Origin of the sequence: Bacillus sp. FSL R5-0576, from assembly GCF_038004765.1 — a bacterium.
In the GTDB taxonomy this organism is placed as follows: Bacteria; Bacillota; Bacilli; order Bacillales; family Bacillaceae; genus Bacillus; species Bacillus subtilis.
Genome location: NZ_JBBORU010000001.1, coordinates 3594025 through 3618040, shown reverse-complemented (window position 1 = coordinate 3618040; position 24016 = coordinate 3594025). Strand labels below are relative to the sequence as shown.

The following is a 24016-nucleotide window of genomic DNA, read 5'->3' as shown; positions in this document are numbered from 1 at the left end:
CATGATTCTTGCATTTTTATTCATATGCGAAGATATATTTCATAACACGAGGGGGACTACATATGACAGTCACATACGCGCACGAACCATTTACCGATTTTACGGAAGCAAAGAATAAAACTGCATTTGGGGAGTCATTGGCCTTTGTAAACACTCAGCTCGGCAAGCATTATCCGCTTGTCATAAATGGAGAAAAAATTGAAACGGACCGCAAAATCATTTCTATTAACCCGGCAAATAAAGAAGAGATCATTGGGTACGCGTCTACAGCGGATCAAGAGCTTGCTGAAAAAGCGATGCAAGCCGCATTGCAGGCATTTGATTCCTGGAAAAAACAAAGACCGGAGCACCGCGCGAATATTCTCTTTAAGGCAGCGGCTATTTTGCGCAGAAGAAAGCATGAATTTTCAAGCTATCTTGTGAAGGAAGCGGGAAAACCGTGGAAGGAAGCAGATGCGGACACGGCTGAAGCGATAGACTTTTTAGAGTTCTACGCGCGCCAAATGTTAAAGCTCAAGGAAGGGGCTCCGGTGAAGAGCCGTGCTGGCGAGGTCAATCAATATCATTACGAAGCGCTTGGCGTCGGCATCGTCATTTCTCCATTTAATTTCCCGCTTGCGATTATGGCGGGAACAGCGGCGGCAGCGATTGTGACAGGAAATACGATTCTCTTAAAACCGGCTGACGCAGCCCCGGTAGTGGCAGCAAAATTTGTCGAGGTCATGGAGGAAGCGGGTCTGCCAAACGGCGTTCTGAATTACATTCCGGGAGATGGAGCGGAGATCGGTGATTTCTTAGTTGAGCATCCGAAGACACGGTTTGTCTCATTTACAGGTTCCCGTGCAGTCGGCTGCCGGATTTATGAGCGAGCCGCCAAAGTGCAGCCGGGCCAAAAATGGCTCAAACGGGTAATTGCAGAAATGGGCGGAAAAGACACAGTGCTTGTCGACAAGGACGCTGATCTTGACCTTGCTGCATCCTCTATCGTGTATTCAGCCTTTGGATATTCAGGACAGAAGTGTTCTGCGGGCTCCCGCGCGGTCATTCATCAGGATGTTTATGATGAAGTGGTGGAAAAAGCTGTGGCGCTGACCAAAACGCTGACTGTCGGCAATCCAGAAGATCCTGATACGTATATGGGTCCCGTGATTCATGAAGCATCCTACAACAAAGTGATGAAATACATTGAAATCGGCAAATCTGAAGGCAAGCTATTGGCCGGCGGAGAAGGCGATGATTCAAAAGGCTACTTTATTCAGCCGACGATCTTTGCAGATGTTGATGAAAACGCCCGCTTGATGCAGGAAGAAATTTTCGGTCCGGTTGTTGCGATTTGCAAAGCGCGTGATTTCGATCATATGCTGGAGATTGCCAATAACACGGAATACGGATTAACAGGTGCGCTTCTGACGAAAAACCGTGCGCACATTGAACGGGCACGCGAGGATTTCCATGTCGGAAACCTATATTTTAACAGAGGATGTACCGGAGCAATTGTCGGCTATCAGCCGTTCGGCGGTTTTAATATGTCAGGAACAGACTCAAAAGCAGGCGGTCCCGATTACTTAATTCTTCATATGCAAGCCAAAACAACGTCCGAAGCTTTTTGATTTGAGAGAAATAAAATCGTGCGATTCTTTAGCGGATCGCACGATTTCAACTTTTTGATCAGGAGGACAATTTATGCAGTATACAAAAATCAGTCACATGAATCCGGCTGAAAGAGTGGAGGCGCTGACAGCATCTCTGGTCAGCCTCAGCAGCGTGAACGGCACCGTTGGAGAAGGGACAAAAGCAGATTTCATCAAAGAAGTGATCACGAGCTATCCTTATTTTCAGGAAAACCCCAGTCATGTGTGGGAACAGGCCATTCCCAATGACCCATACAATCGCAAAAATATTTTTGCGTTTATTAAAGGACATGGAGAAAGCCGTAATACAGTCATTTACCATGCCCATCTGGATACAGTTGGAATCGAAGATTTCGGCCCTTTAAAGGATATCGCTTTTGATTGTGAGAAATTGGCCGAGTATTTCAGCCGCTATGAGTTCGATCAGGATGTTCAGCGGGATGCCAAATCAGGCGAGTGGATGTTCGGAAGAGGATCTGTCGATATGCAAAGCGGCATCGCCGTGCATTTAGCCAATCTCCTGCATTTTTCGGAGAACCTTGAGACGTTGCCGGGAAATGTATTGTTTATGGCCAATCCCGATGAGGAGAGCCAGCATTCGGGCATTCTTGCCAGCATTTCAGAGCTGAACCGGCTAAAAAAAGAAAAACAGCTTCACTATTTGGCTGCTATTAATACGGATTTTATTACCCCGCTTTACGATGGTGATCAGACAAGATATATCTATACCGGAGCCGCGGGAAAACTGCTGCCTTGCTTTTACATTTACGGGCGTGAAGTCCATGTTGGCAATACACTGGCAGGGATTGACCCAAATTTAATTTCATCTGAAATCACAAGCCGTCTCCACAATAACATCCATCTGGCAGAAAAGGTTGAAGGGGAGTTGGTTCTGCCCCCATCCTGTTTGTATCAGCGTGATAACAAGGAATCCTATAATGTGCAAACGGCTGTCAGCACCAGCTTGTATTTCAATTGTTTTATTTATGAAAGAACAGCAAAAGAAATGATGGATTTGCTTATTGAAGTCACTGAGGAAGCATGCCGAGAGACAGAACAAAAATTATCAGATTATTATGAAGAATATGCAAAAAGAGCCAACCTGCCAAAGAAACATTTATCATGGGGCATTCAAGTGTATAGCCTGGAGCAATACTTAGAAAAGCTGAGAAACCGGGGGATAGATCCCGAGCAGTGTATCGAGCAGACATTCAAAGCCAACGAGCACCTTGAACTTCGCATGAGATGCTTTCAGGCAATCGAAGAGCTTCAAAAGCTTGACCCCGATCAAGGCGCAAAAGTCATTCTATTTTACGCACCTCCTTACCTGCCGCATAACTATTTGAAAGAAGATAGCGCAAGAGATCAGCTTTTGCAGCATGTGATTAAAGAAGCGGCTGACAAAACCGCTGAATCGACAGGCGAAACATTTGTCTTCAAAAAGTTTTTCCCCTACTTGGCAGACGGCAGTTTTTTATCACTGCACGAAACCGATGGCGAAATTGATTCTTTTATCAGGAACTTCCCTGGGTGGAATATGATTGGAACCATTCCGTTCAAAGACATACGCAAGCTGAATATTCCATCCATTAATATGGGCGTGTACGGAAAAGACGGCCATAAATGGACAGAACGAGTCTATAAACCGTACACATTTCATGTATTGCCTCTCCTCATACAGCAAACCACCGTTCATCTTTTGCAAAGCTACCGGATGACCATCACGGCAAAAGAACCAAAGGGGGAAGGATGATGCAGAATCATAAAAATGAATTGCAGCGCAGCATGAAAAGCAGGCATTTGTTTATGATTGCTTTGGGAGGGGTGATTGGCACTGGGCTGTTTCTAGGCTCTGGCTTTACCATTAGCCAGGCGGGACCGCTCGGCGCCATTGCCGCGTATATCATCGGCGGATTTTTAATGTATCTCGTCATGCTTTGTTTAGGAGAATTGGCTGTTGCCATGCCGGTGGCCGGATCGTTTCAGGCCTACGCCACTAAATTTCTGGGACCGTCGACAGGCTTTATGATTGGCTGGCTGTATTGGTTCAGCTGGGCGAATACAGTGGGGTTAGAGCTGACGTCAGCAGGCATTTTGATGCAAAGGTGGCTGCCCTCCGTTCCGATCTGGATATGGTGCCTCGTGTTCGGCATCGTCATCTTTTTGATTAATGCGCTCTCTGTCAGAAGCTTTGCGGAAATGGAATTTTGGTTTTCAAGCATCAAAGTGGCGGCGATCATATTATTTATTGTGATTGGCGGAGCCGCTGTGTTTGGCTTGATTGACTTTAAAGGCGGACAGGAGACACCCTTTTTGTCTAACTTTATGACTGATAGAGGGCTTTTCCCTAATGGGGTGCTGGCCGTTATGTTTACGCTGGTCATGGTAAACTTCTCGTTCCAGGGAACGGAGCTTGTCGGCATTGCGGCAGGGGAAAGTGAAAGCCCGGAAAAAACACTGCCAAAGTCCATTCGAAATGTTATTTGGCGCACGCTGTTTTTCTTTGTGCTCGCTATGTTCGTCTTGGTTGCCATCCTTCCGTACAAAACGGCGGGGGTGATTGAAAGCCCGTTTGTAGCGGTACTCGATCAAATCGGCATCCCATTTTCGGCAGATATCATGAACTTTGTCATCTTAACGGCCATTTTATCTGTTGCTAATTCGGGATTGTATGCGGCGTCGCGTATGATGTGGTCACTTTCATCAAATCAAATGGGTCCCTCCTTTCTCACCAGACTGACAAAAAAAGGCGTGCCGATGAATGCCCTGCTGATTACGCTAGGCATTTCAGGCTGTTCGCTGCTGACAAGTGTCATGGCTGCAGAAACAGTGTATTTATGGTGTATCTCAATCTCGGGCATGGTGACAGTTGTCGCGTGGATGTCCATTTGTGCGTCGCAATTTTTCTTTCGCAGGCGTTTCCTTGCTGAAGGCGGAAATGTGAATGATCTGGAGTTCAGAACGCCGCTTTATCCGCTAGTCCCGATTCTCGGATTTTGTTTATATGGCTGCGTGTTGATCAGCCTTATTTTCATTCCGGATCAAAGAATTGGCTTATACTGCGGTGTGCCGATCATTATTTTCTGTTATGCATACTATCATCTAAGCATCAAAAAGCGTATAAATCATGAACCGATTGAAAAAGAGCAGACAGAGGCGCAATAGAAAAAGCTCTCCGGGAGGCCGGAGAGCTTTTTCTACGCATTACATCCTCATGTGTTTTTAGAATGAAATATAGAAATATATAATGGGATTTAAATGAAAACAATAAAACTTATAAATATTTCGTTCGAATTGTAAATAGTGAAAAAACAATGCTAAACTATAATACAACTTTATGATAAGAAGATTATGGAAGAGGTGTTTGAGAAAGAATGAACAGCAATCAAAACAATGACATCAAAACAAAACATCATTTTCCGTTATTGTTGGCACTGGCTTTAACGATGGGGGTATTTGCGGCTGGATCTGAAGAGCTTGTAATCTCACCGCTGCTGCCGGATTTAGCAAAAGCCTTCAGCTCAGATGTCAGCGTCCTTGCATTATCTATCAGTATTTACGGCGTTATGATTTTTATCGGTGCGCCGCTTTTGGTTCCATTAGGCGATAAATACTCCAGAGAACTGAGCTTATTGGCCGGGCTTATGATTTTTATCATAGGAACGGTGATATGCGCTTTAGCTCAAAATATTTTTTTCTTCTTTTTAGGCCGGGCGCTTTCGGGATTGGCTGCGGGAGCGTTTGTTCCGACCGCTTACGCAGTTGTCGGTGATCGTGTCCCTTATACATACCGGGGCAAGGTGATGGGACTGATCGTTTCAAGCTGGTCGCTGGCGCTGATTTTCGGAGTGCCGCTCGGATCATTTATCGGCGGCGTCCTGCATTGGAGATGGACGTTTTGGATTTTCGCCTTGATGGGCGTTTTAGTTGTCCTGCTGATTCTCCTTGAAATGCGCCGCCATGCCCAACATAAAAACAGCGGCAAGGAAGAAATAGAAGAGCCGGCAGGAACATTCCGGGATGCGCTGAAAGTCCCTCGTGTACCTGTTTATATCACGATAACCTTTTGTAATATGATTGGTTTTTACGGTATGTATTCCTTTTTAGGCACCTATCTTCAGGACGTTTTTACCGGAGGAAACACGGCTGCGGGCTTATTTATCATGATTTATGGAATCGGGTTTTCCATGAGTGTGATTACAGGAAAGATAGCCGACCGCATCGGAAAAATGCGCTCCCTTTTGATTGCGCTGGGGGTCATCAGCGTTCTGCTGGTGTGTTTACCATATGCGCCGGCGTCTATGTTTCTGTTAATCGCCAGCCTATTTATTTGGGGATTAATGCAAAGTTTGACGGTGACGCTGCTCAGCACCATTTTGAGTGACTGCTCAGAGCGTCATCGCGGAAAAGTCATGGTGTTTTACAGCCTCGCCTCGAATCTGGCCGTGACATTAGGTTCTGCTTTAATGGGACCCGTCTATGTGGCATACGGCTATGCAGCTGTCGGATTGATTTGCGCAGCCATCACAGTCCTCGGATTTGTGCTCAGTGTATTCGCATATAAAAAGTACGGCAAACTTGAGCAGAAGGCCGATCAGTCCTTATCTCAATAAACAAAGTTTCTAAATTCCTATAATTAAAAACCCTTTTTAAAGGGTTTTTTTGTTTGTATGGGAATAATTATCAATATTTTCAAAAAACATTGACAGTTCAATTTCCGCTGGATAAAATTTACTTAAAATTTTAAAAGATTGGTTGGTGCTCATGATTATATTGGATAATAGCATTCAGACAAAAAAAAGAACTGATTCACTATCCAAACTCATTACAGTCAACACGCTCGGCCCTGAGGGGACAAGCAGTGAGTACGCAGCAAAGCATTTCATTTCCAATTTTACTCTTCTACAAGGGCTGAACAGTAAATTGTCCTTGCATGATACTTTTGAATCATGCATCGAAAGGACGCTCCAAAGCCCGCTGGAATATACCATCGTCCCACATGCTTACGATGGCATTAAGCATTTCTACATGAGGCCGGATTTGCAGCTATTGCAGATCTTCAGGTGCGATACACCGATGTACGGCCTGGCTGTTCGTCCTGATTTTGAATTCAGGGACGATATGCTTGATACATCTGTTATTGTTTCACATCCTTCACCTATTAATTTAATAAAATATTTTACCCGCAAAGATGTTCGTTTCAAACTAGTCAATTCAACCAGTCAAGCCGCAAGAAAAGTAAAAGAAGGCTTGTATGATATTGCCTTAACCAATGAGCTTGCACGGCAAAAGTACGGGCTAACCTTTGTAAAAACATTCAAAAGCATTCCAATGAGCTGGTCATTATTTGGAAAAGGAGACGGTGATGATGAAAACTAAAGAAGATATGCAGGAGCTTTATTTCCCGACACCGAAATTAATTGAATGGGAAAACGGAGTGAGGCAGTATTCAACCGTACGAGGGGATACTGAAGTATTAATGTCTTACGTCCCGCCGCATACCAATGTTGAACCCCATCAGCATAAGGAGGTCCAAATCGGCATGGTCGTTTCTGGCGAGCTGATGATGACTGTCGGAGATGTGACAAGAAAAATGACAGCCTTGGAATCTGCCTATATCGCGCCGCCGCATGTGCCTCACGGGGCAAGAAACGACACAGACCAAGAAGTGATTGCTATTGATATCAAGCGGCTGAAAGCTGATGAAACATATACAAGTCCTGAGGACTACTTTTTGGATATTTTCAAAACAAGAGACCTGTTGCCGGGCATGGAAGTCACGTTCTTTGTTGAGGATTGGGTAGAAATTATGCTTGCCAAAATCCCTGGAAATGGCGGAGAAATGCCTTTCCATAAACATCGGAATGAACAAATCGGCATCTGCATCGGCGGTGGCTATGACATGACGGTCGAAGGCTGCACAGTCGAGATGAAATTCGGCACAGCCTATTTCTGTGAGCCTCGTGAAGATCACGGTGCCATCAACCGTTCGGAAAAAGAATCAAAATCGATTAATATCTTCTTCCCGCCGCGCTACAACAGAGCAAAAGCAAAAAAAATGAAGGCGGATGAATGATCATGAACCTCACCGATAAAACCGTCCTCATAACAGGAGGCGCATCAGGCATTGGTTATGCTGCGGTTCAGGCTTTTTTGGGCCAGCAGGCCAATGTGGTTGTGGCGGATATTGACGAAGCGCAGGGAGAAGCAATGGTACGAAAAGAAAATAATGACAGGCTGCACTTTGTGCAAACGGACATCACAGACGAGGCTGCCTGCCAGCACGCAGTTGAATCGGCGGTTCATACATTTGGCGGGCTCGATGTCTTGATTAATAATGCAGGCATCGAAATCGTGGCGCCTATTCACGAGATGGAGCTCAGCGATTGGAACAAGGTGCTGCAAGTCAATTTGACCGGCACGTTTTTAATGAGCAAACATGCACTTAAGCATATGCTGGCCGCCGGCAAGGGTAACATCATTAATACGTGCTCTGTCGGCGGACTCGTGGCATGGCCTGATATTCCTGCCTATAACGCCAGCAAAGGCGGGGTTTTGCAGCTGACTAAATCAATGGCTGTTGATTATGCGAAGCATCAAATTCGCGTGAACTGCGTATGCCCAGGGATCATCGACACACCGCTGAATGAAAAATCATTCCTTGAAAATAATGAAGGCACACTTGAAGAGATCAAAAAAGAAAAGGCGAAGGTAAATCCGCTGCTGAGGCTTGGGAAACCTGAAGAAATCGCAAACGTGATGCTGTTTTTAGCCTCGGATTTATCAAGCTATATGACCGGAAGCGCCATCACCGCAGACGGAGGATACACCGCACAATAGAGAAGGAGTGTTTTACATATGGAGAGAAAAACAGTATTGGTCATCGCTGATCTTGGAGGCTGCCCGCCGCACATGTTTTATAAAAGCGCTGCTGAAAAATATAACCTGGTCAGCTTTATTCCAAGACCTTTTGCAATTACAGCCTCCCATGCAGCATTGATTGAAAAATACTCGGTCGCGGTCATAAAAGATAAAGACTATTTTAAGAGTTTAGCTGATTTTGAGCATCCTGATTCCATTTATTGGGCGCATGAGGATCATGACAAGCCTGAGGAAGAGGTCGTCGAGCAAATCGTCAAGGTTGCCGAAATGTTTGGGGCGGATGCCATCACAACAAACAATGAATTATTCATTGCTCCGATGGCGAAAGCCTGTGAACGCCTGGGCCTGAGAGGTGCCGGCGTGCAGGCAGCCGAAAATGCCAGAGATAAAAATAAAATGAGGGACGCTTTTAATAAGGCCGGAGTCAAATCGATCAAAAATAAACGAGTCACAACTCTTGAAGATTTCCGTGCTGCTCTTGAAGAGATCGGCACACCTCTTATCTTAAAGCCTACATACTTAGCGAGTTCAATCGGTGTAACGCTGATTACGGACACTGAGACGGCAGAAGATGAATTTAACAGAGTCAATGACTATCTGAAATCAATTAACGTGCCAAAGGCGGTTACGTTTGAAGCGCCGTTTATCGCTGAAGAATTTTTACAGGGTGAGTACGGAGACTGGTATCAAACAGAAGGGTACTCCGACTATATCAGTATAGAAGGCATCATGGCTGACGGTGAGTATTTCCCGATCGCCATTCATGATAAAACGCCGCAAATCGGGTTTACAGAGACATCCCACATTACGCCGTCCATTCTGGATGAAGAGGCAAAAAAGAAAATTGTCGAAGCTGCCAAAAAGGCAAATGAAGGGCTTGGACTGCAAAATTGCGCAACACATACAGAGATCAAGCTAATGAAAAACAGAGAACCGGGTTTAATTGAATCGGCAGCCAGATTCGCCGGCTGGAATATGATCCCCAATATTAAAAAGGTCTTTGGCCTTGATATGGCGCAATTATTATTAGATGTCCTTTGTTTCGGAAAAGACGCCGATCTGCCGGACGGATTATTGGATCAAGAGCCTTATTATGTTGCCGACTGCCATTTGTACCCGCAGCATTTCAAACAAAATGGCCAGATTCCAGAAACTGCTGAGGATTTGGTCATTGAAGCGATCGATCTGCCTGACGGGCTTTTAAAAGGGGATACTGAAATCGTTTCTTTTTCGGCCGCAGCACCAGGAACTTCAGTTGATTTGACATTGTTTGAAGCTTTCAATTCCATTGCTGCATTTGAACTGAAAGGCAGTAATTCACAGGATGTGGCTGAATCAATCAGACAAATTCAGCAGCATGCGAAGCTGACGGCAAAGTATGTGCTGCCAGTATGAAACAGCTGAAACCCAACTCTAAATACTTGCTTTACGGGCAGGCGCTATCATTCATGGGAGACTATTGTGTTCTCCCTGCCCTGCTCATTTTGTCTACATATTATCACGATTATTGGGTGACGTCCGGGGTCATCGTGGTCAGAAGCATTCCGATGGTGTTTCAGCCGTTTTTGGGGGTTCTGGTCGACCGGTTAGACAGAATTAAGATCATGCTGTGGACGGATATCATCAGAGGCATCATCTTTTTGGGGCTCACATTTCTTCCAAAAGGCGAGTATCCGCTGATTTTTCTGGCCCTGCTGTTTATTTCTTATGGAAGCGGCGTGTTTTTTAATCCCGCCCGTCTCGCTGTCATGTCGTCCTTAGAATCAGATATTAAAAGCATCAACACGTTATTTGCAAAAGCGACAACCATTTCCATTATCGTCGGGGCGGCTGCCGGAGGGCTCTTTCTGTTAGGCGGATCTGTAGAGCTGGCTGTTGCCTTTAACGGTGTGACATACCTGGTTTCGGCATTTTTTATCAGCCGTATCAAGCTGCAATTTGTGCCGATTCAATCTGAAAACATTAAAGAGGCCTTTCAGTCTTTTAAGGAAGGACTCAAGGAAATCAAAACCAATGCATTCGTATTAAACGCCATGTTTACGATGATTACGATGGCTTTGCTGTGGGGAGTTGTGTACAGCTATTTTCCGATTGTCAGCCGCTTTCTGGGTGACGGGGAAATCGGCAACTTTATTCTCACGTTCTGCATCGGCTTCGGCGGCTTTATCGGAGCGGCGCTTGTCAGCAAATGGGGCTTTAACAACAATAGAGGCCTGACGTACTTTACCGTTTTATCCATTGTCTCGCTGGCGCTGTTTTTATTCACACCGATATTCGCTGTTTCTGTCATCGCGGCGATCCTCTTTTTCATCGCGATGGAATACGGGGAAGTGCTTGCAAAAGTGAAGGTTCAGGAAAATGCGGCAAACCAGATTCAAGGGCGCATTTTTTCAGTGGCCGAAGCGTCTATCGGATTATGCATTTCTATTGGTTCAATGTTCATTAACATCCTAAGCGCTCCGGTCATTATGGGGCTGATTGTCGTGATCGTATGCGGTTTGTTTCTGCATACGAAGCTCGTCAACAAATCGTTTTTGGAACGGGATAACAAAACGGAGCAAAAAGGAGTCTTTTAGATGGAAATAACACCGTCCGATGTCATCAAGACACTTCCAAGGCAGGAGTTTTCTCTCGTTTTTCAAAAGGTAAAGGAAATGGAAAAAACGGGAGCCCATATCATTAATCTCGGACAGGGGAACCCTGACCTTCCCACTCCGCCGCATATTGTCGAGGCTTTGCGGGAGGCGTCTCTGAATCCTTCATTTCATGGATACGGCCCATTCAGAGGTTATCCTTTTTTGAAGGAAGCAATCGCTGCTTTCTATAAAAGAGAATACGGCGTGACAATCAATCCTGAAACGGAGGTCGCGCTTTTCGGAGGCGGGAAAGCCGGTTTGTATGTGCTGACACAATGCCTGCTCAATCCGGGAGACATCGCTTTAGTCCCGAATCCAGGCTACCCTGAATATTTATCAGGGATTACGATGGCGCGAGCTGAGCTTTACGAAATGCCGCTGTATGAAGAAAATGGCTATCTGCCGGATTTTGAAAAGATTGATCCAGCCGTGCTGGAAAAAGCGAAGCTTATGTTTTTAAACTATCCGAACAACCCCACTGGAGCTGTGGCTGATGCGGCTTTTTATGCAAAAGCTGCTGCTTTTGCGAAAGAGCATAACATCCATTTGATTCATGATTTTGCATACGGGGCGTTTGAATTCGATCAAAAACCGGCCAGCTTTCTTGAGGCAGAGGATGCCAAAACTGTCGGAGCAGAGCTTTATTCATTTTCAAAAACATTTAACATGGCCGGCTGGAGAATGGCGTTTGCGGTTGGGAACGAAAGGATCATTCAGGCCGTCAATGAATTTCAGGATCATGTATTTGTCGGCATGTTCGGCGGGCTGCAGCAGGCAGCGAGTGCGGCGCTTTCTGGAGATCCGGAGCATACGGAATCGTTGAAACGAATTTATAAGGAACGAATTGACTTTTTTACGGCGCTTTGTGAAAAGGAACTGGGCTGGAAGATGGAAAAGCCAAAAGGAACCTTTTACGTATGGGCTGAAATTCCGAATACGTTTGAGACATCTCACCAATTTTCCGATTACTTGCTGGAGCATGCCCATGTCGTAGTCACACCGGGCGAAATTTTTGGAAGCAACGGAAAAAGGCATGTCAGAATCTCAATGGTGTCGAAGCAGGAGGATCTGCGGGAATTTGTCACGCGGATTCAAAAGCTGAACCTGCCGTTCGGGTCATTACAAGAAACATCCCGCTAAAAAGCGGGATGTTTTTATATGCTTTTCATGCTGCCGCCATCAGCGGAAATTTGCTGTCCCGTGATGTAGGAGGCTTCCTCAGAGGCAAGAAACGCGGCGAGCGCTGCGGTTTCTTCGGCTGATCCGACCCGTTTCATCGGAATCCCGGAAGCAATCTGTTCCTCTGCTTTCTGTTTGGATATGCTGTTCTTTTTCATCACATTTTCCACAAATTGATGATAACGGTCTGTAGCGATAAAACCAGGATTCAGACAGTTGACAGTAATGTTGTGAGGAGCAAGCTGGATGGAAATATTTTTACTGGCGTTAATTAAAGCGGCATTCATCATACTGTTTGTGAACATGTTGGCGCCGGGTTCTTTCCACAGATTTCCGACAATGTTGATGATTCTGCCAAACTCGTTTTGTTTCATCAGTGAGGAAGCACGCTTGATAGCGTCAATATAGGCAACGGTCTTTTGAGTGAACGTGGCCGTCATATCGTCTATATTGCAGTTATCAAATGTATCAGGCGCGCCGCCCGGGATATTATTAATCAGAACATCAAGCCGTCCGCATTGAGATTCGATTTCCTGAAAAATGCCCGCTCTCGTATGCCGGTCAGACATATCGCCCGCAAGGACAATGACGCTCGCCTCAGGATGCTTGGCCAAAATGTCTTCTTTGACAGATTCAATATTATCCAAATTTCGCGAATTAATGACGAGGGAAAAATGCTGGTCTGCTAATTTCAGAGCGATTGCTTTCCCGATCCCTTGACTGGCTCCCATAACAAATGCGGTTCGTTTTGACAAATAACTGCACCCCTTTGAAAAAATTGGATTATTATCTACATCGTAAGAAAAAACGAAGAAAATAGCAAATTTTATTTAAATTCTGATAAAGGAGGATTGAAAAACTCCCGCCGGATAGGGCGGGAGGGGATATTATACATATAGGAATTGAGGAAGTGTATCAAGCGAAAGGTGATTGCCGACAAAGAATGAACCAAATTCGCCATAGCGAGCGCTGACTTCGTCAAAACGCATTTCGTACACTAGCTTCTTGAATTGAAGGACATCATCGCTAAATAATGTAACGCCCCACTCGTAATCGTCAAAGCCGACAGAGCCGGTGATGATCTGTTTGACTTTGCCCGCATAGCTGCGGCCGATTAAACCGTGGCTTCTCATCAAGTTTCTGCGTTCTTCCATTGAAAGCATATACCAGTTGTCATTGCCGGATCTTCTTTTATCCATTGGATAGAAGCATACATATTTTGATTCCGGCAGTTCAGGGTAAAGGCGAGCGCGCACATGCGGATTTTCATAAGGATCGCCGTCACCGCTTGCCAAGTAGTTGCTCAGCTCTACCACTGATACGTAGGAGTATGCCGGAATGGTGAACTCAGCAAGTCTTGATTTGTTGAATTCAAGCTCAATTTGATTTAATTCTTCCATTGTAGGACGAAGGATCATCAGCATAAAATCAGCTTTTTGGCCGACGATGCTGTAAAGAGTTTGCGATCCTTTTCCTTCTTTTTGGGCTACGCCCCATTTTTCAAGCAACCCGGTGAATTCATGTATGATAGATTGGCGCTCATCACTGGACAGCAGCTTCCAGGAAGTCCAATCCATTGTGCGGAAATCATGAAGCGCATACCAGCCGTCAAGCGTTTTTGCAGCTTCATTCGTCATTTGCTGTTCACTCATTTATCTTCACTCCCATTATCTTTTCATGATTGCCTTCACTATACCATAGTTTATCCGATTCTACTGTGGAGAAACCTTGAACATCCCTTCCGTATAACTCCATCAAAATAGAAGAACCTATAAGGGAAGATTGAGTCACTTAAATTAGTTAGAAAAATAAGATTTTTTTATGAAAGCGCTATAATGAAAGTTGGCTGTTTGAATTTGATTGGAAGAAGAGTATGCTAGTAAAAGAAAGCGTTTTTGTAACTTTTTGAGGAGGTTTTATTGTGGCAGATTTATTTTCAACAGTGCAAGAAAAAGTAGCTGGAAAAGACGTTAAAATTGTATTTCCTGAAGGCTTAGACGAGCGTATTTTAGAAGCGGTCAGCAAGCTTGCAGGAAACAAAGTGCTGAATCCGATTGTGATCGGCAATGAAAATGAGATCCAAGCAAAAGCAAAAGAATTGAACCTTACGCTGGACGGCGTTAAGATTTATGATCCTCATACATATGAAGGCATGGAAGACCTTGTACAAGCATTTGTAGAACGCCGCAAAGGCAAAGCGACAGAAGAACAGGCTCGCAAAGCGTTATTAGACGAGAACTACTTCGGTACAATGCTGGTGTATAAAGGCCTTGCAGACGGACTTGTAAGCGGAGCTGCTCACTCGACAGCTGACACTGTCCGCCCGGCTCTTCAAATCATCAAAACAAAAGAAGGCGTGAAAAAGACTTCAGGCGTGTTCATCATGGCTCGCGGGGAAGAGCAATACGTATTCGCAGATTGCGCGATCAACATTGCGCCTGACAGCCAAGATCTTGCCGAGATTGCGATCGAAAGTGCCAATACGGCAAAAATGTTCGACATTGAGCCTCGCGTGGCAATGCTCAGCTTCTCTACAAAAGGCTCAGCAAAATCTGATGAAACAGAAAAAGTAGCGGATGCAGTTAAAATCGCGAAAGAAAAAGCGCCTGAACTGACACTTGACGGCGAATTCCAATTTGATGCTGCATTTGTTCCATCTGTAGCTGAGAAAAAAGCGCCGGATTCCGAAATCAAAGGGGACGCTAACGTATTCGTATTCCCAAGCCTTGAAGCAGGAAACATCGGCTATAAAATCGCTCAGCGTTTGGGCAACTTTGAAGCGGTAGGACCAATCCTGCAAGGTTTAAATATGCCTGTAAACGACCTTTCAAGAGGATGTAACGCTGAAGATGTTTACAATCTCGCATTAATTACAGCGGCGCAAGCACTGTAATAAAAATGAAGACGATGGCAGCTCTCGACCGAGGGCTGCCTTTTTTGCGCTTCTGTATAGCCCTTCTTTACCAAGACGGATGATATGAGTACAATAAAGAAAACTAATCATAACCATATATTTCATTAATGACAGGGGTGGGGTTTTTGTATTACGACGTGCTGAAAACGTTTATAGCGGTGGTAGAAGAAAAAAACTTCACAAAAGCGGCAGAAAAGCTGATGATCTCCCAGCCCAGCGTCAGTCTGCATATCAAAAATCTTGAGAAAGAATTTCAAACGGCTCTTCTGAACAGGTCGCCAAAACACTTTACGACAACGCCGACAGGAGACATTTTATATCAAAGAGCAAAGCAAATGGTGTTTCTCTACGAACAAGCCAAGGCTGAAATCTATGCGCATCATCACTATGTGAAGGGCGAATTGAAAATAGCTGCAAGCTTTACAATTGGTGAGTATATTCTTCCGCCGCTATTGGCCCAGCTGCAAAAGCTGTATCCAGAGCTGAACCTCGATGTCATGATTGGCAATACAGAGGAGGTCAGCGAGCGTGTGCGGATGCTTCAGGCTGATATCGGGCTGATTGAAGGACATACAAACGAGAATGAGCTGGAAATTGAACCGTTCATGGAGGATGAAATGTGCATTGCCGCTCCAAATCAGCATCCGCTGGCTGGGCGGAAAGAGATTTCGATCAGCGATTTGCAGAACGAAGCGTGGGTGACAAGAGAGAAAGGCTCCGGGACGAGAGAATATCTCGATCATGTACTCAGTTCAAATGGACTTCGGCCGAAATCAATGTTCACTATCAGCAGCAATCAAGGTGTAAAGGAAGCGGTGATTAACGGCATGGGACTTTCGGTTCTATCCAGAAGCGTACTGCATAAGGATTTGATCCACCGCGAAATCTCAATTCTGCATATTAAAGATTTCTCGTTAAAGCGCAAGCTGTCTTACATTCATTCTCCTCTCATGGAGAATACAAAAAATAAAGAAATTTTTATTACGATGCTGAAAAGCAATTATCAATCACAGCTGCTGAAATGATATAATAGTTTTCGTTCAATAAGCCTAACATGAAAGGGTTTTACATAGATGGCAAACCAACCGATTGATTTACTGATGCAGCCGAAATGGAGAGTCATTGACCAATCCAGTCTCGGCCCTTTATTTGATGCGAAGCAATCCTTCGCAATGGATGATACGCTGTGCATGTCCGTCGGAAAAGGCGTGTCGCCGGCGACAGCGCGCTCATGGGTGCACCACGATACAATTGTCCTTGGAATACAGGATACACGCCTCCCGTTTTTGCAGGATGGCATCTCCTTGCTGGAGAGCGAAGGATACCGTGTGATCGTACGCAATTCCGGCGGTCTTGCCGTCGTATTGGATGACGGTGTTTTAAATATCTCTCTCATATTCGAGGACGAAAAGAAAGGCATCGATATAGACAAAGGATATGAAGCGATGGTCGAGCTGATGAGACGAATGCTGAGACCGTACAACGCAAAGATCGAAGCCTATGAAATTGAAGGGTCTTATTGTCCCGGCAGCTATGACCTCAGTATAAATGGCAAAAAGTTTGCCGGCATCTCTCAGAGACGCGTTCGCGGCGGAGTCGCTGTTCAAATTTATCTCTGTGCGGATAAAAGCGGCAGTGAAAGGGCCGACTTGATCAGACGATTCTATCAAGCGGCGCTGAAAGACAAACAAAACGATAAAAAAGGCGTCTATCCGGAAATACGTCCGGAAACGATGGCGTCCTTAAGTGAGCTTCTGCAAAAAGACATCTCCGTACAAGACTTAATGTTCGCTTTATTGACGGAATTAAAAGCGTTAAGCACCCATCTTTATTCAGCTGGACTGTCCATTGATGAGGAAATGGAATTTGAGAAAAACCTCATCCGGATGGCTGAGCGGAATGCAAAGGTATTTGGGTGAACGTTCTTCGCATGCCGGCTGTATATGACGGCATGCATTTTTTATCTCAAGCGGCATTTTACCCCAATAATCTTATTTTCAGATAAATCCTTCTTACATACAGATAACCACGACAAAAAGAAAAACGATAAAATGACATCAGCATCCATATTAAAGGGGAGAGGCAGATGAAGGGGAATATTTACAGCCTTTTTGTATTGATGGCGGCTTTTTTCTGGGGAACTACGGGAACCGTTCAGGCGTTGGCTCCAGAAAGCGCCACACCGCTGGCATTTGGGGCGTTCAGGTTATTAATAGGAGGAAGCGCCATGCTGCTTGCGGTTTGGATCAGCCGGGAGCTTCACGTGAAAAATTGGTCATGGCCGCTCGTATTTTTAGCCGCTGTTTGTATGGCGTGTTACCAGCCGCTGTTTTTCACAGCGGTTAAAGAAACGGGAATTGCAGTGGGAACTGTGATTGCCATCGGCAGTGCGCCTATCATTGCTGGGACCCTCGAATGGGCCGTATTGAAGAAACGCCCGCGAAACTCTTGGTGGATTGCGACTGTGCTGGCTTTAGCGGGTTGCTGGCTTCTGTTTTCCGACAGTTCCAATGTTCGGATTGATGTGGCTGGTGTTCTTATGGCGCTTGGAGCGGGTGCTTCTTTTGCAGGCTATACGCTCATCAGTAAAGCGATGATGAAAACCCAGCCTCCGCGAGCGACCTCCGCCGTTGTATTCATGATCAGCGCCATCTTGCTGACGCCGCTATTATGGCAGTCAGATATCTCGTGGATATGGACCCCTAGAGGACTGGGAACAAGCCTTTACATCGGGTTAATTGCAACATGTGCCGCATACTTTTTGTTTGCGAAAGGGCTTACCGGGGTTCCGGCCTCGGCGGCAGTCACGCTGTCTTTAGCTGAACCGCTGACAGCTTCATTGCTTGGCGTGTTTTTCATAGGGGAAATGCTTTCGCCTTCCTCGTGGCTGGGCATTGCGCTTATGATGCTGGGGCTTTTGGTCATTTCTGCTGCGCCTCGGAAACAAAAAACGGCCGAGGCAGCTCACATGTCTTAATAGATTCACATAAGCTTGGCCTCATTTTACAAGAATAGCTGATCCGGCTGCAAAATGAGGAAATTCTCTTTTCTCAATAGAAAAGGGGATTTTGTACATGGCGAAAATCCCAAAACAGCTGCCCGTCTTGGGATTTTTCTATGTTATTCCGCTAATTTTTCTAAATTGCCGTTCCGGTCCATTTTGAAGGACGGAGAGGCATGTTCATCTTCTTCAAATAAAACTAGCTTTCTGGCTCTGTTCATAATTTTCACCAAGGTTTCATAATCTTCTTGGATCGTTTTTTGGTCTTTTTCAAGCTTTTGAACTTCTGCCTCTAGCTGCTCTGTTTTGTTTTGCAATTCCTGATTTTCTTTCTTTAAACGCTCGTTTTCCATTTTTAATGCTGATGATTGCTCGTTATTGCCTTCGTAATTCTGCAGGAAGCGGATCACATCATTCATCGTCATCTCAGGCGCAGCTGCAGGCGTTTGAGGAGACAATAAGTGTGATAGACTAGCTAACTCTTCCTTAAAGCTTTCATCAACAAAAGGCATATGTTCGCCAGACATTAAAGGTTGCTCATTTTCGACAGATGGTGTTTCCATTTTAACCGGCTCTTCTGCTGCGGTTTCTTGAATGATTTCAGGATCAACGGCAGGAGGCTGATATAATAATCTTTTTTTCGCAGGCTGCCCGTTTCCGAGCGCTCTCATCCGCTGTTTTCGTTGTTTCTTCGCAAGCTGAAGCGCTTTTTCATATTGATGGCGGACCACTGCGTTCCATCTGAATCCGCAGGCTGCGGATGTCCGGTTTAATTTATCGCCGACTTCTTCAAAGGCGTTCAGCTGAGTGCTGCCCTCCCTCACATGCCGAAGCACTGTTTCGGCTAAAAGCAGATCGTTTTCCTCTGACCAAGCGTCTTGTCGCTGTTTTGTCATTTATCTCAACTCCCATTTTTCTTTTCATGGTATTAGAATGTCCAGGTTGGAAAATATTTATACAAATTGGCTGAAAGAATAGGAGATACGAAGGATGGAGCGGCTTGCAGGAACAGTCGAATCCTTGTAAAATGAAGAGTGATGTGATTTTTTTTTGAAACGTGATTTTAGGTTATTCACATAGATGAACATAGAAATGAAGGGAAGCGTACGTCATGGCTAATGAATTTCGAGTGTGTGATGATTGCCAAGCCACTAATATCAAAACATTGCTGCCGCGTTTGAAAGAAGTGGACCCGGACGCAAAGGTTGAGGTAGGATGCCAATCTTATTGCGGGCCCGGACGGAAAAAATCATTTGCTTTTGTGAACAATCGCCCGCTGTCAGCTCCGACAGAGGATGAGCTGATTGACAAAGTAAAAAAGAAAATAAAAAAGTAAAAACATATTTTTTCTTAGCCTCGGCCCTCAGGTCAGGCTTTTTTGCTTCACAAGATGTGTTTTTCATGAAGATGGAACAAATCGCCGGGCAAATTCAAGGATGTTTTCAAAGAATAGAGTCGATATAATAGAAACACGGCTAAAAAAAAGAGGGAATGACGATGGCGTATCCAAATGGAAAATTATCAGAAGAAAAAGTGTTTAAAGATCCGGTGCACCGCTATGTTCATGTTCGGGACAAGCTGATATGGGATTTGATCGGAACCCGTGAATTTCAGCGTCTCCGCAGAATTAAGCAGCTCGGAACGACCTATTTGACGTTCCATGGGGCTGAGCACAGCCGGTTCAACCATTCTCTCGGTGTCTATGAAATTGTCAGAAGAATGGTTGATGACGTCTTTAAAGGCCGCCCTGAATGGGATGACAGTGAGCGCGAACTCTGTTTGGCCGCGGCGCTGCTTCATGACCTCGGGCACGGGCCGTTCTCGCATTCATTTGAAAAGGTCTTTCACCTTGACCACGAGGATTTTACAAGAGGTATCATTTTGGGAGACACGGAGGTTAATCAGGTGCTCAGAAAGGTGAGCCCGGGTTTCCCTCAGGATGTTGCTGAAGTCATTGCCAAAACATATAAAAACAAGCAAGTGGTCAGCCTGATTTCGAGTCAGATTGACGCAGACCGCATGGATTACCTGCAGCGCGACGCATATTATACGGGCGTCAGCTACGGCCATTTTGATATGGAGCGGATTCTTCGGGTGATGCGGCCGCGCGAGGATCAGATCGTCATTAAAGAAAGCGGAATGCACGCTGTCGAAGACTATATCATGAGCCGTTACCAAATGTACTGGCAGGTCTACTTCCATCCTGTGACTAGAAGTGCAGAGGTCATTTTAACGAAGATTCTTCACAGGGCGAAGCAGCTGCACGATGAAGGCTATGTCTTCACTCACGCTCCGGTTCATTTCTATTCTATTTTTGAAGGGAAATTGACACTGGAGGATTATGTAAAGCTGGATGAATCTATTATTTTGTATTACTTCCAGGCCTGGGAGGATGAAGAAGACGCGATTTTATCCGACTTGTGCCGCAGATTCATTAACCGCCAGCTGTTCCAATACGTTGAATTCAATCCGAATGAAGAAATGTCGGCTTATTTTGAGCTGACTTCATTGTTCAAAGAGGCGGGAATCGATCCGAGCTATTATTTGGTCGTTGATTCTTCATCAGATCTGCCATACGATTTTTACCGACCGGGAGAGGAAGAGGAGCGTCTGCCGATCCATCTCTTGACGCAAAACGGCCAAATTAAAGAGCTGTCCAGGCAGTCGGCTATTGTGGAATCCATCTCAGGTAAACGGCGGACGGACCACAAGCTGTACTATCCAAAGGACTTGATTTGCGACGGCTCTGAACATCCGGAAGCGAAAATGAAAATCCGGCAGCTGCTGGGACTGACATAGAAATTGGAAAGAAGGAAAAAGGAGATGTCGGGAATTTGTTGAAAGAACATGCAAAACTGATGAAGGTGTTCTCGGATTCTGGAGAAATCATCGGGCGAAAGAAGCTGCAGAAAATGATTTATATCGCCAAGAAAATGCAGTTTCCTTTCTATGAGAAATATGATTTTCACTTTTACGGACCATATTCAGAGGAACTGACGCTCCAGATTGAAGAGCTGTGCAACCTTGGATTTCTGCATGAGGTGAAGGAAAAAAAGGGCGGCTACTTTCAATACCGGTATTCGCTGACTGAGACAGGCTCCGCATTTTTAGACCATGCTGATCTGGACATGCCGGATATGAAAGGCTATATCGACAGTGTAAACAGCCGTTCATCACGGTTTTTAGAGCTGGTTTCCACGATCCTTTACTTTGACGGGCTTGAGGATGAGGAAAAGAAAGAAAAAGTCTTTACCATCAAAAGCAAGCAAAAATATACAAATGAAGAATATGACGAAGCGCTTCAATACATAGAGGAACTGAAGCAGATTTGTTAACCATACCAAGCAAAAGAAATGAATCGTTTCTTTTGCTTTTTTTATTGACAAAAGCTGCTAAGAGATTCATTATGGATAATAGTTATCCATAATGAATCAGGAGTGAATAGGATGAAAATGAAATCAGGAATGGAGCAGGCGGTTTCTGTGCTGCTGTTACTGTCACGGCTGCCGGTACAGGCTTCTTTGACGTCAGAGGCTATAAGCCAGCGATTGCGTGTGTCTCCGTCTTACTTGAAGAAGCTGATGAGAACATTGGTTCAAGCCGGTTTGGCAGAATCCTTGCCAGGGACGAAGGGCGGTTTTACCCTGACGAAGCCTTTGGCTGACATTACGCTTTATGATGTTTATCAAGCGGTCGAAGGCAGAGGTTCGATGTATCAGGGGAAAGGCCTGCTGCAATCTGTATTTGAGGGTGAAAGTCACTGTGTGCTGGAGACAGTCATGGGGGAAATCGAGGATAAATGGTCCAATCTTATGAGAGAAGAATCCTTGCAGCATGTTATGGACAGAGTCGGGGAATTGTATGATCTTGAAAAAATAGATGATTGGGTAATCAAGCAAGTGAAAGGGCAATTGTAATGAAAAATAGCGGGTCTATACAAGAATCAACATCATCAACAGGCATATCCGTGCTGATCGTGCTCGCACTTGGTTTCCTCATGGCAACTCTTGATGTGACCGTTGTGAATGTGGCGATGGCTGATATGAAAAGCACTCTTTCAATGTCACTTTCAGGTGTAACGTGGGTTGTGGACGGGTACATTCTTACTTTTGCGTCGCTTCTGCTGGCGGGCGGAGCCTTGGCCGACCGTTTCGGCTCGAAGACGATCTATATCCTGGGTTTAGCTATTTTTGTTCTCGCCTCCTGTCTATGCGCTGCATCTATAAATGGTCAGATGCTGATTGCCGGACGCCTTATACAGGGAATTGGGGCAGCATTGTTTATGCCAAGCTCACTCAGCCTTTTGGCTGCCTCTTACCCTGATGAGCGGGTGCGGGCGAGAATGTTTGGGCTGTGGGCCGCGCTTGTTTCCGCCGCTTCAGGCCTCGGGCCCTTTATCGGGGGAGTGCTGGTACAGTTGGCGGGCTGGCAGAGTATTTTTCTGATCAATGTGCCGTTGGGGGCTGCTGCGCTCATTTCAGCTTACCGAATCCTCAGCCGCGTTCCGGGAAAAAGCAGCCGCGTGAACATCATCGGGCATCTGCTTGGCATGATGGCTCTCGGGTTTCTTTCCTATGCTTTGATACAGGGGCCTTCAGCGGGCTGGCGCTCGCCAGTGATTCTTGTAGCATTTACTGCAGCGATTTTGGCATTTGTGCTGTTTTTGCTGCGGGAAATTTCTGCAAAAGCACCCATCCTGCCGGCGTCCTTATACAAAAACGGTCGCTTCTCAGCTGCCCAATTTATCGGGTTTTTGCTGAATTTCGCCCTTTTTGGCGGCATGTTTATGCTCAGCCTTTTTTTGCAGGAAGCAGGAGGCGCAAGTTCCTTTATGGCTGGAGTTGAGCTGCTGCCGATGATGGCGGTCTTCGTGATCGGCAATCTGCTGTTTGCCCGTCTGGCGAATCGGTTTGAAGCCGGGCAGCTTATGTTTGTATCAATGGCGGTCAGCTGTATCATTGCATTGCTGTTGTTTGTGCTGATTTCTCCGGATTTTCCTTATTGGCAGCTGGCGGTGTTGATGTCTGTTATGAACCTCTGTACCGGTATTACAGTTCCTGCCATGACAACTGTGATCATGCAGGCTGCCGGGCAAAGACATGCGAATATCGCCGGTGCGGCGTTAAATGCAAACCGGCAAATCGGAGCCTTGGTCGGCGTAGCGATAACCGGGGTGATTATTCATCTGTCCGCCACTTGGTATGCCGGTGCCGGGTTTACGTTTTTGATGATGGGAGCGGCATACAGCCTCGCTGCATTGCTTGTATGGCTGTTTCTGGCTGCCCATAACGGAACTGCTGCGTCAGAAAAAAATGTAAATCACTGATTGCGCTTTGTGGGAATATATAGTAAGATATAAAAAATTATTGAAACAACAGGCACTGATAAGGACACGAGATGCTTTTTACGGTTTCCAGAGAGGGAAGGACAGCTGAGATCTTCCTAACGCAGGGAAAGCAGCTTACCGCCTTTGAGCCGTATCGGGGAAATCAAGTATCCGATACCGTCATGCTGCGTTACAGCACCGAGCCGACAACATAGCGCTTGTCGGGAATTTGGGTGGAACCACGGATGATCAACACATTCGTCCCTTTTTAGAGGGATGGGTGTGTTTTTTTATATGAACTACATAAATGCGTTGAAAAGGACACGAATGATAGTTACGGTTTTCAGAGAGGGAAGGAAAGGTGAGAGCTTCCCAGCTTAGGAGTATCATTTACCGCCTTGGAGCAGCATTGGGGAACTGAAGTATCCAATGCCGTCTATGCTGCGT

The 24016-nt window shown here is 45.5% G+C and carries 22 protein-coding genes and 2 other annotated features (1 of these 24 cut by a window edge); of the genes, 19 read left to right on the top strand and 3 right to left on the bottom strand.

Translation table 11 applies throughout. The features are described from left to right. Nucleotides 1-62 precede the first annotated feature (62 nt). The 10 genes from pruA to bacF all read left to right on the top strand — a co-directional run bounded on the left by pruA (nt 63) and on the right by bacF (nt 12289). Nucleotides 63-1610 (top strand): L-glutamate gamma-semialdehyde dehydrogenase, encoded by a 1548-nt coding sequence (gene pruA, locus NX903_RS18560; RefSeq protein WP_086344447.1) that lies wholly within the window; start codon nt 63-65, stop codon nt 1608-1610. A 73-nt stretch (nt 1611-1683) separates the two neighbouring features. Next, complete coding sequence (locus tag NX903_RS18555) at nt 1684-3384, top strand: M20 family metallopeptidase (RefSeq protein WP_086344446.1); 1701 nt, start codon at nt 1684-1686, stop codon at nt 3382-3384. Next, complete coding sequence (locus tag NX903_RS18550) at nt 3384-4796, top strand: amino acid permease (RefSeq protein ID WP_029318679.1); 1413 nt, start codon at nt 3384-3386, stop codon at nt 4794-4796. The genes NX903_RS18555 and NX903_RS18550 overlap by 1 nt, the downstream gene beginning before the upstream one ends. A 209-nt stretch (nt 4797-5005) precedes the next feature. Continuing rightward, nucleotides 5006-6244 carry an MFS transporter gene (locus NX903_RS18545; protein ID WP_086344445.1) on the top strand — a complete coding sequence of 413 codons (1239 nt, stop codon included), beginning with the start codon at nt 5006-5008 and terminating at the stop codon, nt 6242-6244. Nucleotides 6245-6395: 151 nt separating this feature from the next. Beyond that, on the top strand, nt 6396-7010 hold the full coding sequence (gene bacA, locus NX903_RS18540) for a prephenate decarboxylase (RefSeq protein ID WP_086344444.1): 615 nt from the start codon (nt 6396-6398) through the stop codon (nt 7008-7010). After that, nucleotides 7000-7707 carry a 3-((4R)-4-hydroxycyclohexa-1,5-dien-1-yl)-2-oxopropanoate isomerase gene (bacB, locus tag NX903_RS18535; RefSeq protein WP_003244300.1) on the top strand — a complete coding sequence of 236 codons (708 nt, stop codon included), beginning with the start codon at nt 7000-7002 and terminating at the stop codon, nt 7705-7707. The genes bacA and bacB overlap by 11 nt, the downstream gene beginning before the upstream one ends. A 2-nt stretch (nt 7708-7709) precedes the next feature. Beyond that, nucleotides 7710-8471, top strand: coding sequence for a dihydroanticapsin 7-dehydrogenase (gene bacC / locus NX903_RS18530; protein ID WP_024571623.1), 762 nt, complete (start codon nt 7710-7712; stop codon nt 8469-8471). An 18-nt stretch (nt 8472-8489) separates the two neighbouring features. Then, nucleotides 8490-9908 (top strand): alanine--anticapsin ligase, encoded by a 1419-nt coding sequence (gene bacD / locus NX903_RS18525; protein ID WP_024571622.1) that lies wholly within the window; start codon nt 8490-8492, stop codon nt 9906-9908. Continuing rightward, nucleotides 9905-11089 carry a bacilysin exporter BacE gene (gene bacE / locus NX903_RS18520; protein WP_014481236.1) on the top strand — a complete coding sequence of 395 codons (1185 nt, stop codon included), beginning with the start codon at nt 9905-9907 and terminating at the stop codon, nt 11087-11089. The genes bacD and bacE overlap by 4 nt, the downstream gene beginning before the upstream one ends. Beyond that, nucleotides 11090-12289 (top strand): transaminase BacF, encoded by a 1200-nt coding sequence (bacF, locus tag NX903_RS18515; protein ID WP_080529926.1) that lies wholly within the window; start codon nt 11090-11092, stop codon nt 12287-12289. It begins immediately after the preceding gene. A 14-nt stretch (nt 12290-12303) separates the two neighbouring features. Here bacF and bacG read toward each other — a convergent pair whose 3' ends face one another. Together bacG and hemQ are read right to left on the bottom strand one after the other, a co-directional pair. Continuing rightward, nucleotides 12304-13083: an NADPH-dependent reductase BacG gene (bacG, locus tag NX903_RS18510; RefSeq protein ID WP_029726228.1), complete on the bottom strand. Its 780-nt coding sequence runs from the start codon at nt 13081-13083 to the stop codon at nt 12304-12306. A gap of 132 nt (nt 13084-13215) precedes the next feature. Further along, the gene (gene hemQ, locus NX903_RS18505; protein ID WP_003227507.1) at nt 13216-13980 is read right to left on the bottom strand and encodes a hydrogen peroxide-dependent heme synthase; all 765 of its coding nucleotides are present in this window, start codon (nt 13978-13980) and stop codon (nt 13216-13218) included. Nucleotides 13981-14249: 269 nt separating this feature from the next. Between hemQ and pta the strand changes: the two genes are divergently transcribed. The 4 genes from pta to NX903_RS18485 all read left to right on the top strand — a co-directional run bounded on the left by pta (nt 14250) and on the right by NX903_RS18485 (nt 18219). Then, entirely contained in the window at nt 14250-15221 is a 972-nt protein-coding gene (pta, locus tag NX903_RS18500) for a phosphate acetyltransferase (protein ID WP_003235941.1), read from the top strand. 146 nt (nt 15222-15367) lie between these two features. Then, the gene (cysL, locus tag NX903_RS18495) at nt 15368-16267 is read left to right on the top strand and encodes a cysJI operon transcriptional regulator CysL (protein WP_014481233.1); all 900 of its coding nucleotides are present in this window, start codon (nt 15368-15370) and stop codon (nt 16265-16267) included. A gap of 48 nt (nt 16268-16315) precedes the next feature. Beyond that, nucleotides 16316-17161, top strand: a complete 846-nt coding sequence (gene ywfL, locus NX903_RS18490; protein WP_024571618.1) for an octanoyl-[GcvH]:protein N-octanoyltransferase — start codon at nt 16316-16318, stop codon at nt 17159-17161. 167 nt (nt 17162-17328) lie between these two features. Then, nucleotides 17329-18219 carry a carboxylate/amino acid/amine transporter gene (locus NX903_RS18485; RefSeq protein ID WP_064671821.1) on the top strand — a complete coding sequence of 297 codons (891 nt, stop codon included), beginning with the start codon at nt 17329-17331 and terminating at the stop codon, nt 18217-18219. Nucleotides 18220-18362: 143 nt separating this feature from the next. On the opposite strand, the gene rsfA is transcribed toward NX903_RS18485, so the two are convergent. Next, nucleotides 18363-19139: a prespore-specific transcription regulator RsfA gene (gene rsfA, locus NX903_RS18480; protein ID WP_019712820.1), complete on the bottom strand. Its 777-nt coding sequence runs from the start codon at nt 19137-19139 to the stop codon at nt 18363-18365. A gap of 215 nt (nt 19140-19354) precedes the next feature. Between rsfA and NX903_RS18475 the strand changes: the two genes are divergently transcribed. From NX903_RS18475 to NX903_RS18455, 5 genes are all read left to right on the top strand, one after another. After that, complete coding sequence (locus tag NX903_RS18475; protein WP_003222050.1) at nt 19355-19579, top strand: DUF1450 domain-containing protein; 225 nt, start codon at nt 19355-19357, stop codon at nt 19577-19579. Between the two features lie 161 nt (nt 19580-19740). After that, a complete protein-coding gene (locus NX903_RS18470) occupies nt 19741-21042 on the top strand; it encodes an HD domain-containing protein (protein WP_024571616.1) in 1302 nt (433 codons plus the stop codon). Nucleotides 21043-21077: 35 nt separating this feature from the next. Then, entirely contained in the window at nt 21078-21578 is a 501-nt protein-coding gene (locus NX903_RS18465) for a YwgA family protein (RefSeq protein ID WP_003227524.1), read from the top strand. Nucleotides 21579-21689: 111 nt separating this feature from the next. After that, entirely contained in the window at nt 21690-22160 is a 471-nt protein-coding gene (locus NX903_RS18460) for an Rrf2 family transcriptional regulator (protein WP_017696247.1), read from the top strand. Continuing rightward, nucleotides 22160-23569, top strand: a complete 1410-nt coding sequence (locus NX903_RS18455) for an MFS transporter (RefSeq protein ID WP_086344443.1) — start codon at nt 22160-22162, stop codon at nt 23567-23569. Before NX903_RS18460 ends, NX903_RS18455 begins: the two co-directional genes overlap by 1 nt. Nucleotides 23570-23615: 46 nt before the next feature. Then, nucleotides 23616-23838 (top strand) — a binding site (T-box leader). Nucleotides 23839-23872: 34 nt separating this feature from the next. Next, nucleotides 23873-24016 (top strand) — a binding site (T-box leader); it runs 78 nt beyond the window's last position.

Excerpts from the sequence above, each read along its gene's own strand:
- pruA (WP_086344447.1), top strand. The coding sequence starts at position 63 with ATGACAGTCACATACGCGCACGAACCATTTACCGATTTTACGGAAGCA.
- NX903_RS18485 (WP_064671821.1), top strand. The coding sequence starts at position 17,329 with ATGAAGGGGAATATTTACAGCCTTTTTGTATTGATGGCGGCTTTTTTC.
- NX903_RS18555 (WP_086344446.1), top strand. The coding sequence starts at position 1,684 with ATGCAGTATACAAAAATCAGTCACATGAATCCGGCTGAAAGAGTGGAG.
- bacB (WP_003244300.1), top strand. The coding sequence starts at position 7,000 with ATGAAAACTAAAGAAGATATGCAGGAGCTTTATTTCCCGACACCGAAA.
- bacF (WP_080529926.1), top strand. The coding sequence starts at position 11,090 with ATGGAAATAACACCGTCCGATGTCATCAAGACACTTCCAAGGCAGGAG.
- NX903_RS18475 (WP_003222050.1), top strand. The coding sequence starts at position 19,355 with ATGGCTAATGAATTTCGAGTGTGTGATGATTGCCAAGCCACTAATATC.
- NX903_RS18550 (WP_029318679.1), top strand. The coding sequence starts at position 3,384 with ATGCAGAATCATAAAAATGAATTGCAGCGCAGCATGAAAAGCAGGCAT.
- NX903_RS18470 (WP_024571616.1), top strand. The coding sequence starts at position 19,741 with ATGGCGTATCCAAATGGAAAATTATCAGAAGAAAAAGTGTTTAAAGAT.
- bacE (WP_014481236.1), top strand. The coding sequence starts at position 9,905 with ATGAAACAGCTGAAACCCAACTCTAAATACTTGCTTTACGGGCAGGCG.
- bacD (WP_024571622.1), top strand. The coding sequence starts at position 8,490 with ATGGAGAGAAAAACAGTATTGGTCATCGCTGATCTTGGAGGCTGCCCG.
- NX903_RS18455 (WP_086344443.1), top strand. The coding sequence starts at position 22,160 with ATGAAAAATAGCGGGTCTATACAAGAATCAACATCATCAACAGGCATA.
- rsfA (WP_019712820.1), bottom strand. The coding sequence starts at position 19,139 with ATGACAAAACAGCGACAAGACGCTTGGTCAGAGGAAAACGATCTGCTT.
- bacA (WP_086344444.1), top strand. The coding sequence starts at position 6,396 with ATGATTATATTGGATAATAGCATTCAGACAAAAAAAAGAACTGATTCA.
- NX903_RS18460 (WP_017696247.1), top strand. The coding sequence starts at position 21,690 with ATGAAAATGAAATCAGGAATGGAGCAGGCGGTTTCTGTGCTGCTGTTA.
- ywfL (WP_024571618.1), top strand. The coding sequence starts at position 16,316 with ATGGCAAACCAACCGATTGATTTACTGATGCAGCCGAAATGGAGAGTC.
- NX903_RS18545 (WP_086344445.1), top strand. The coding sequence starts at position 5,006 with ATGAACAGCAATCAAAACAATGACATCAAAACAAAACATCATTTTCCG.
- hemQ (WP_003227507.1), bottom strand. The coding sequence starts at position 13,980 with ATGAGTGAACAGCAAATGACGAATGAAGCTGCAAAAACGCTTGACGGC.
- bacC (WP_024571623.1), top strand. The coding sequence starts at position 7,710 with ATGAACCTCACCGATAAAACCGTCCTCATAACAGGAGGCGCATCAGGC.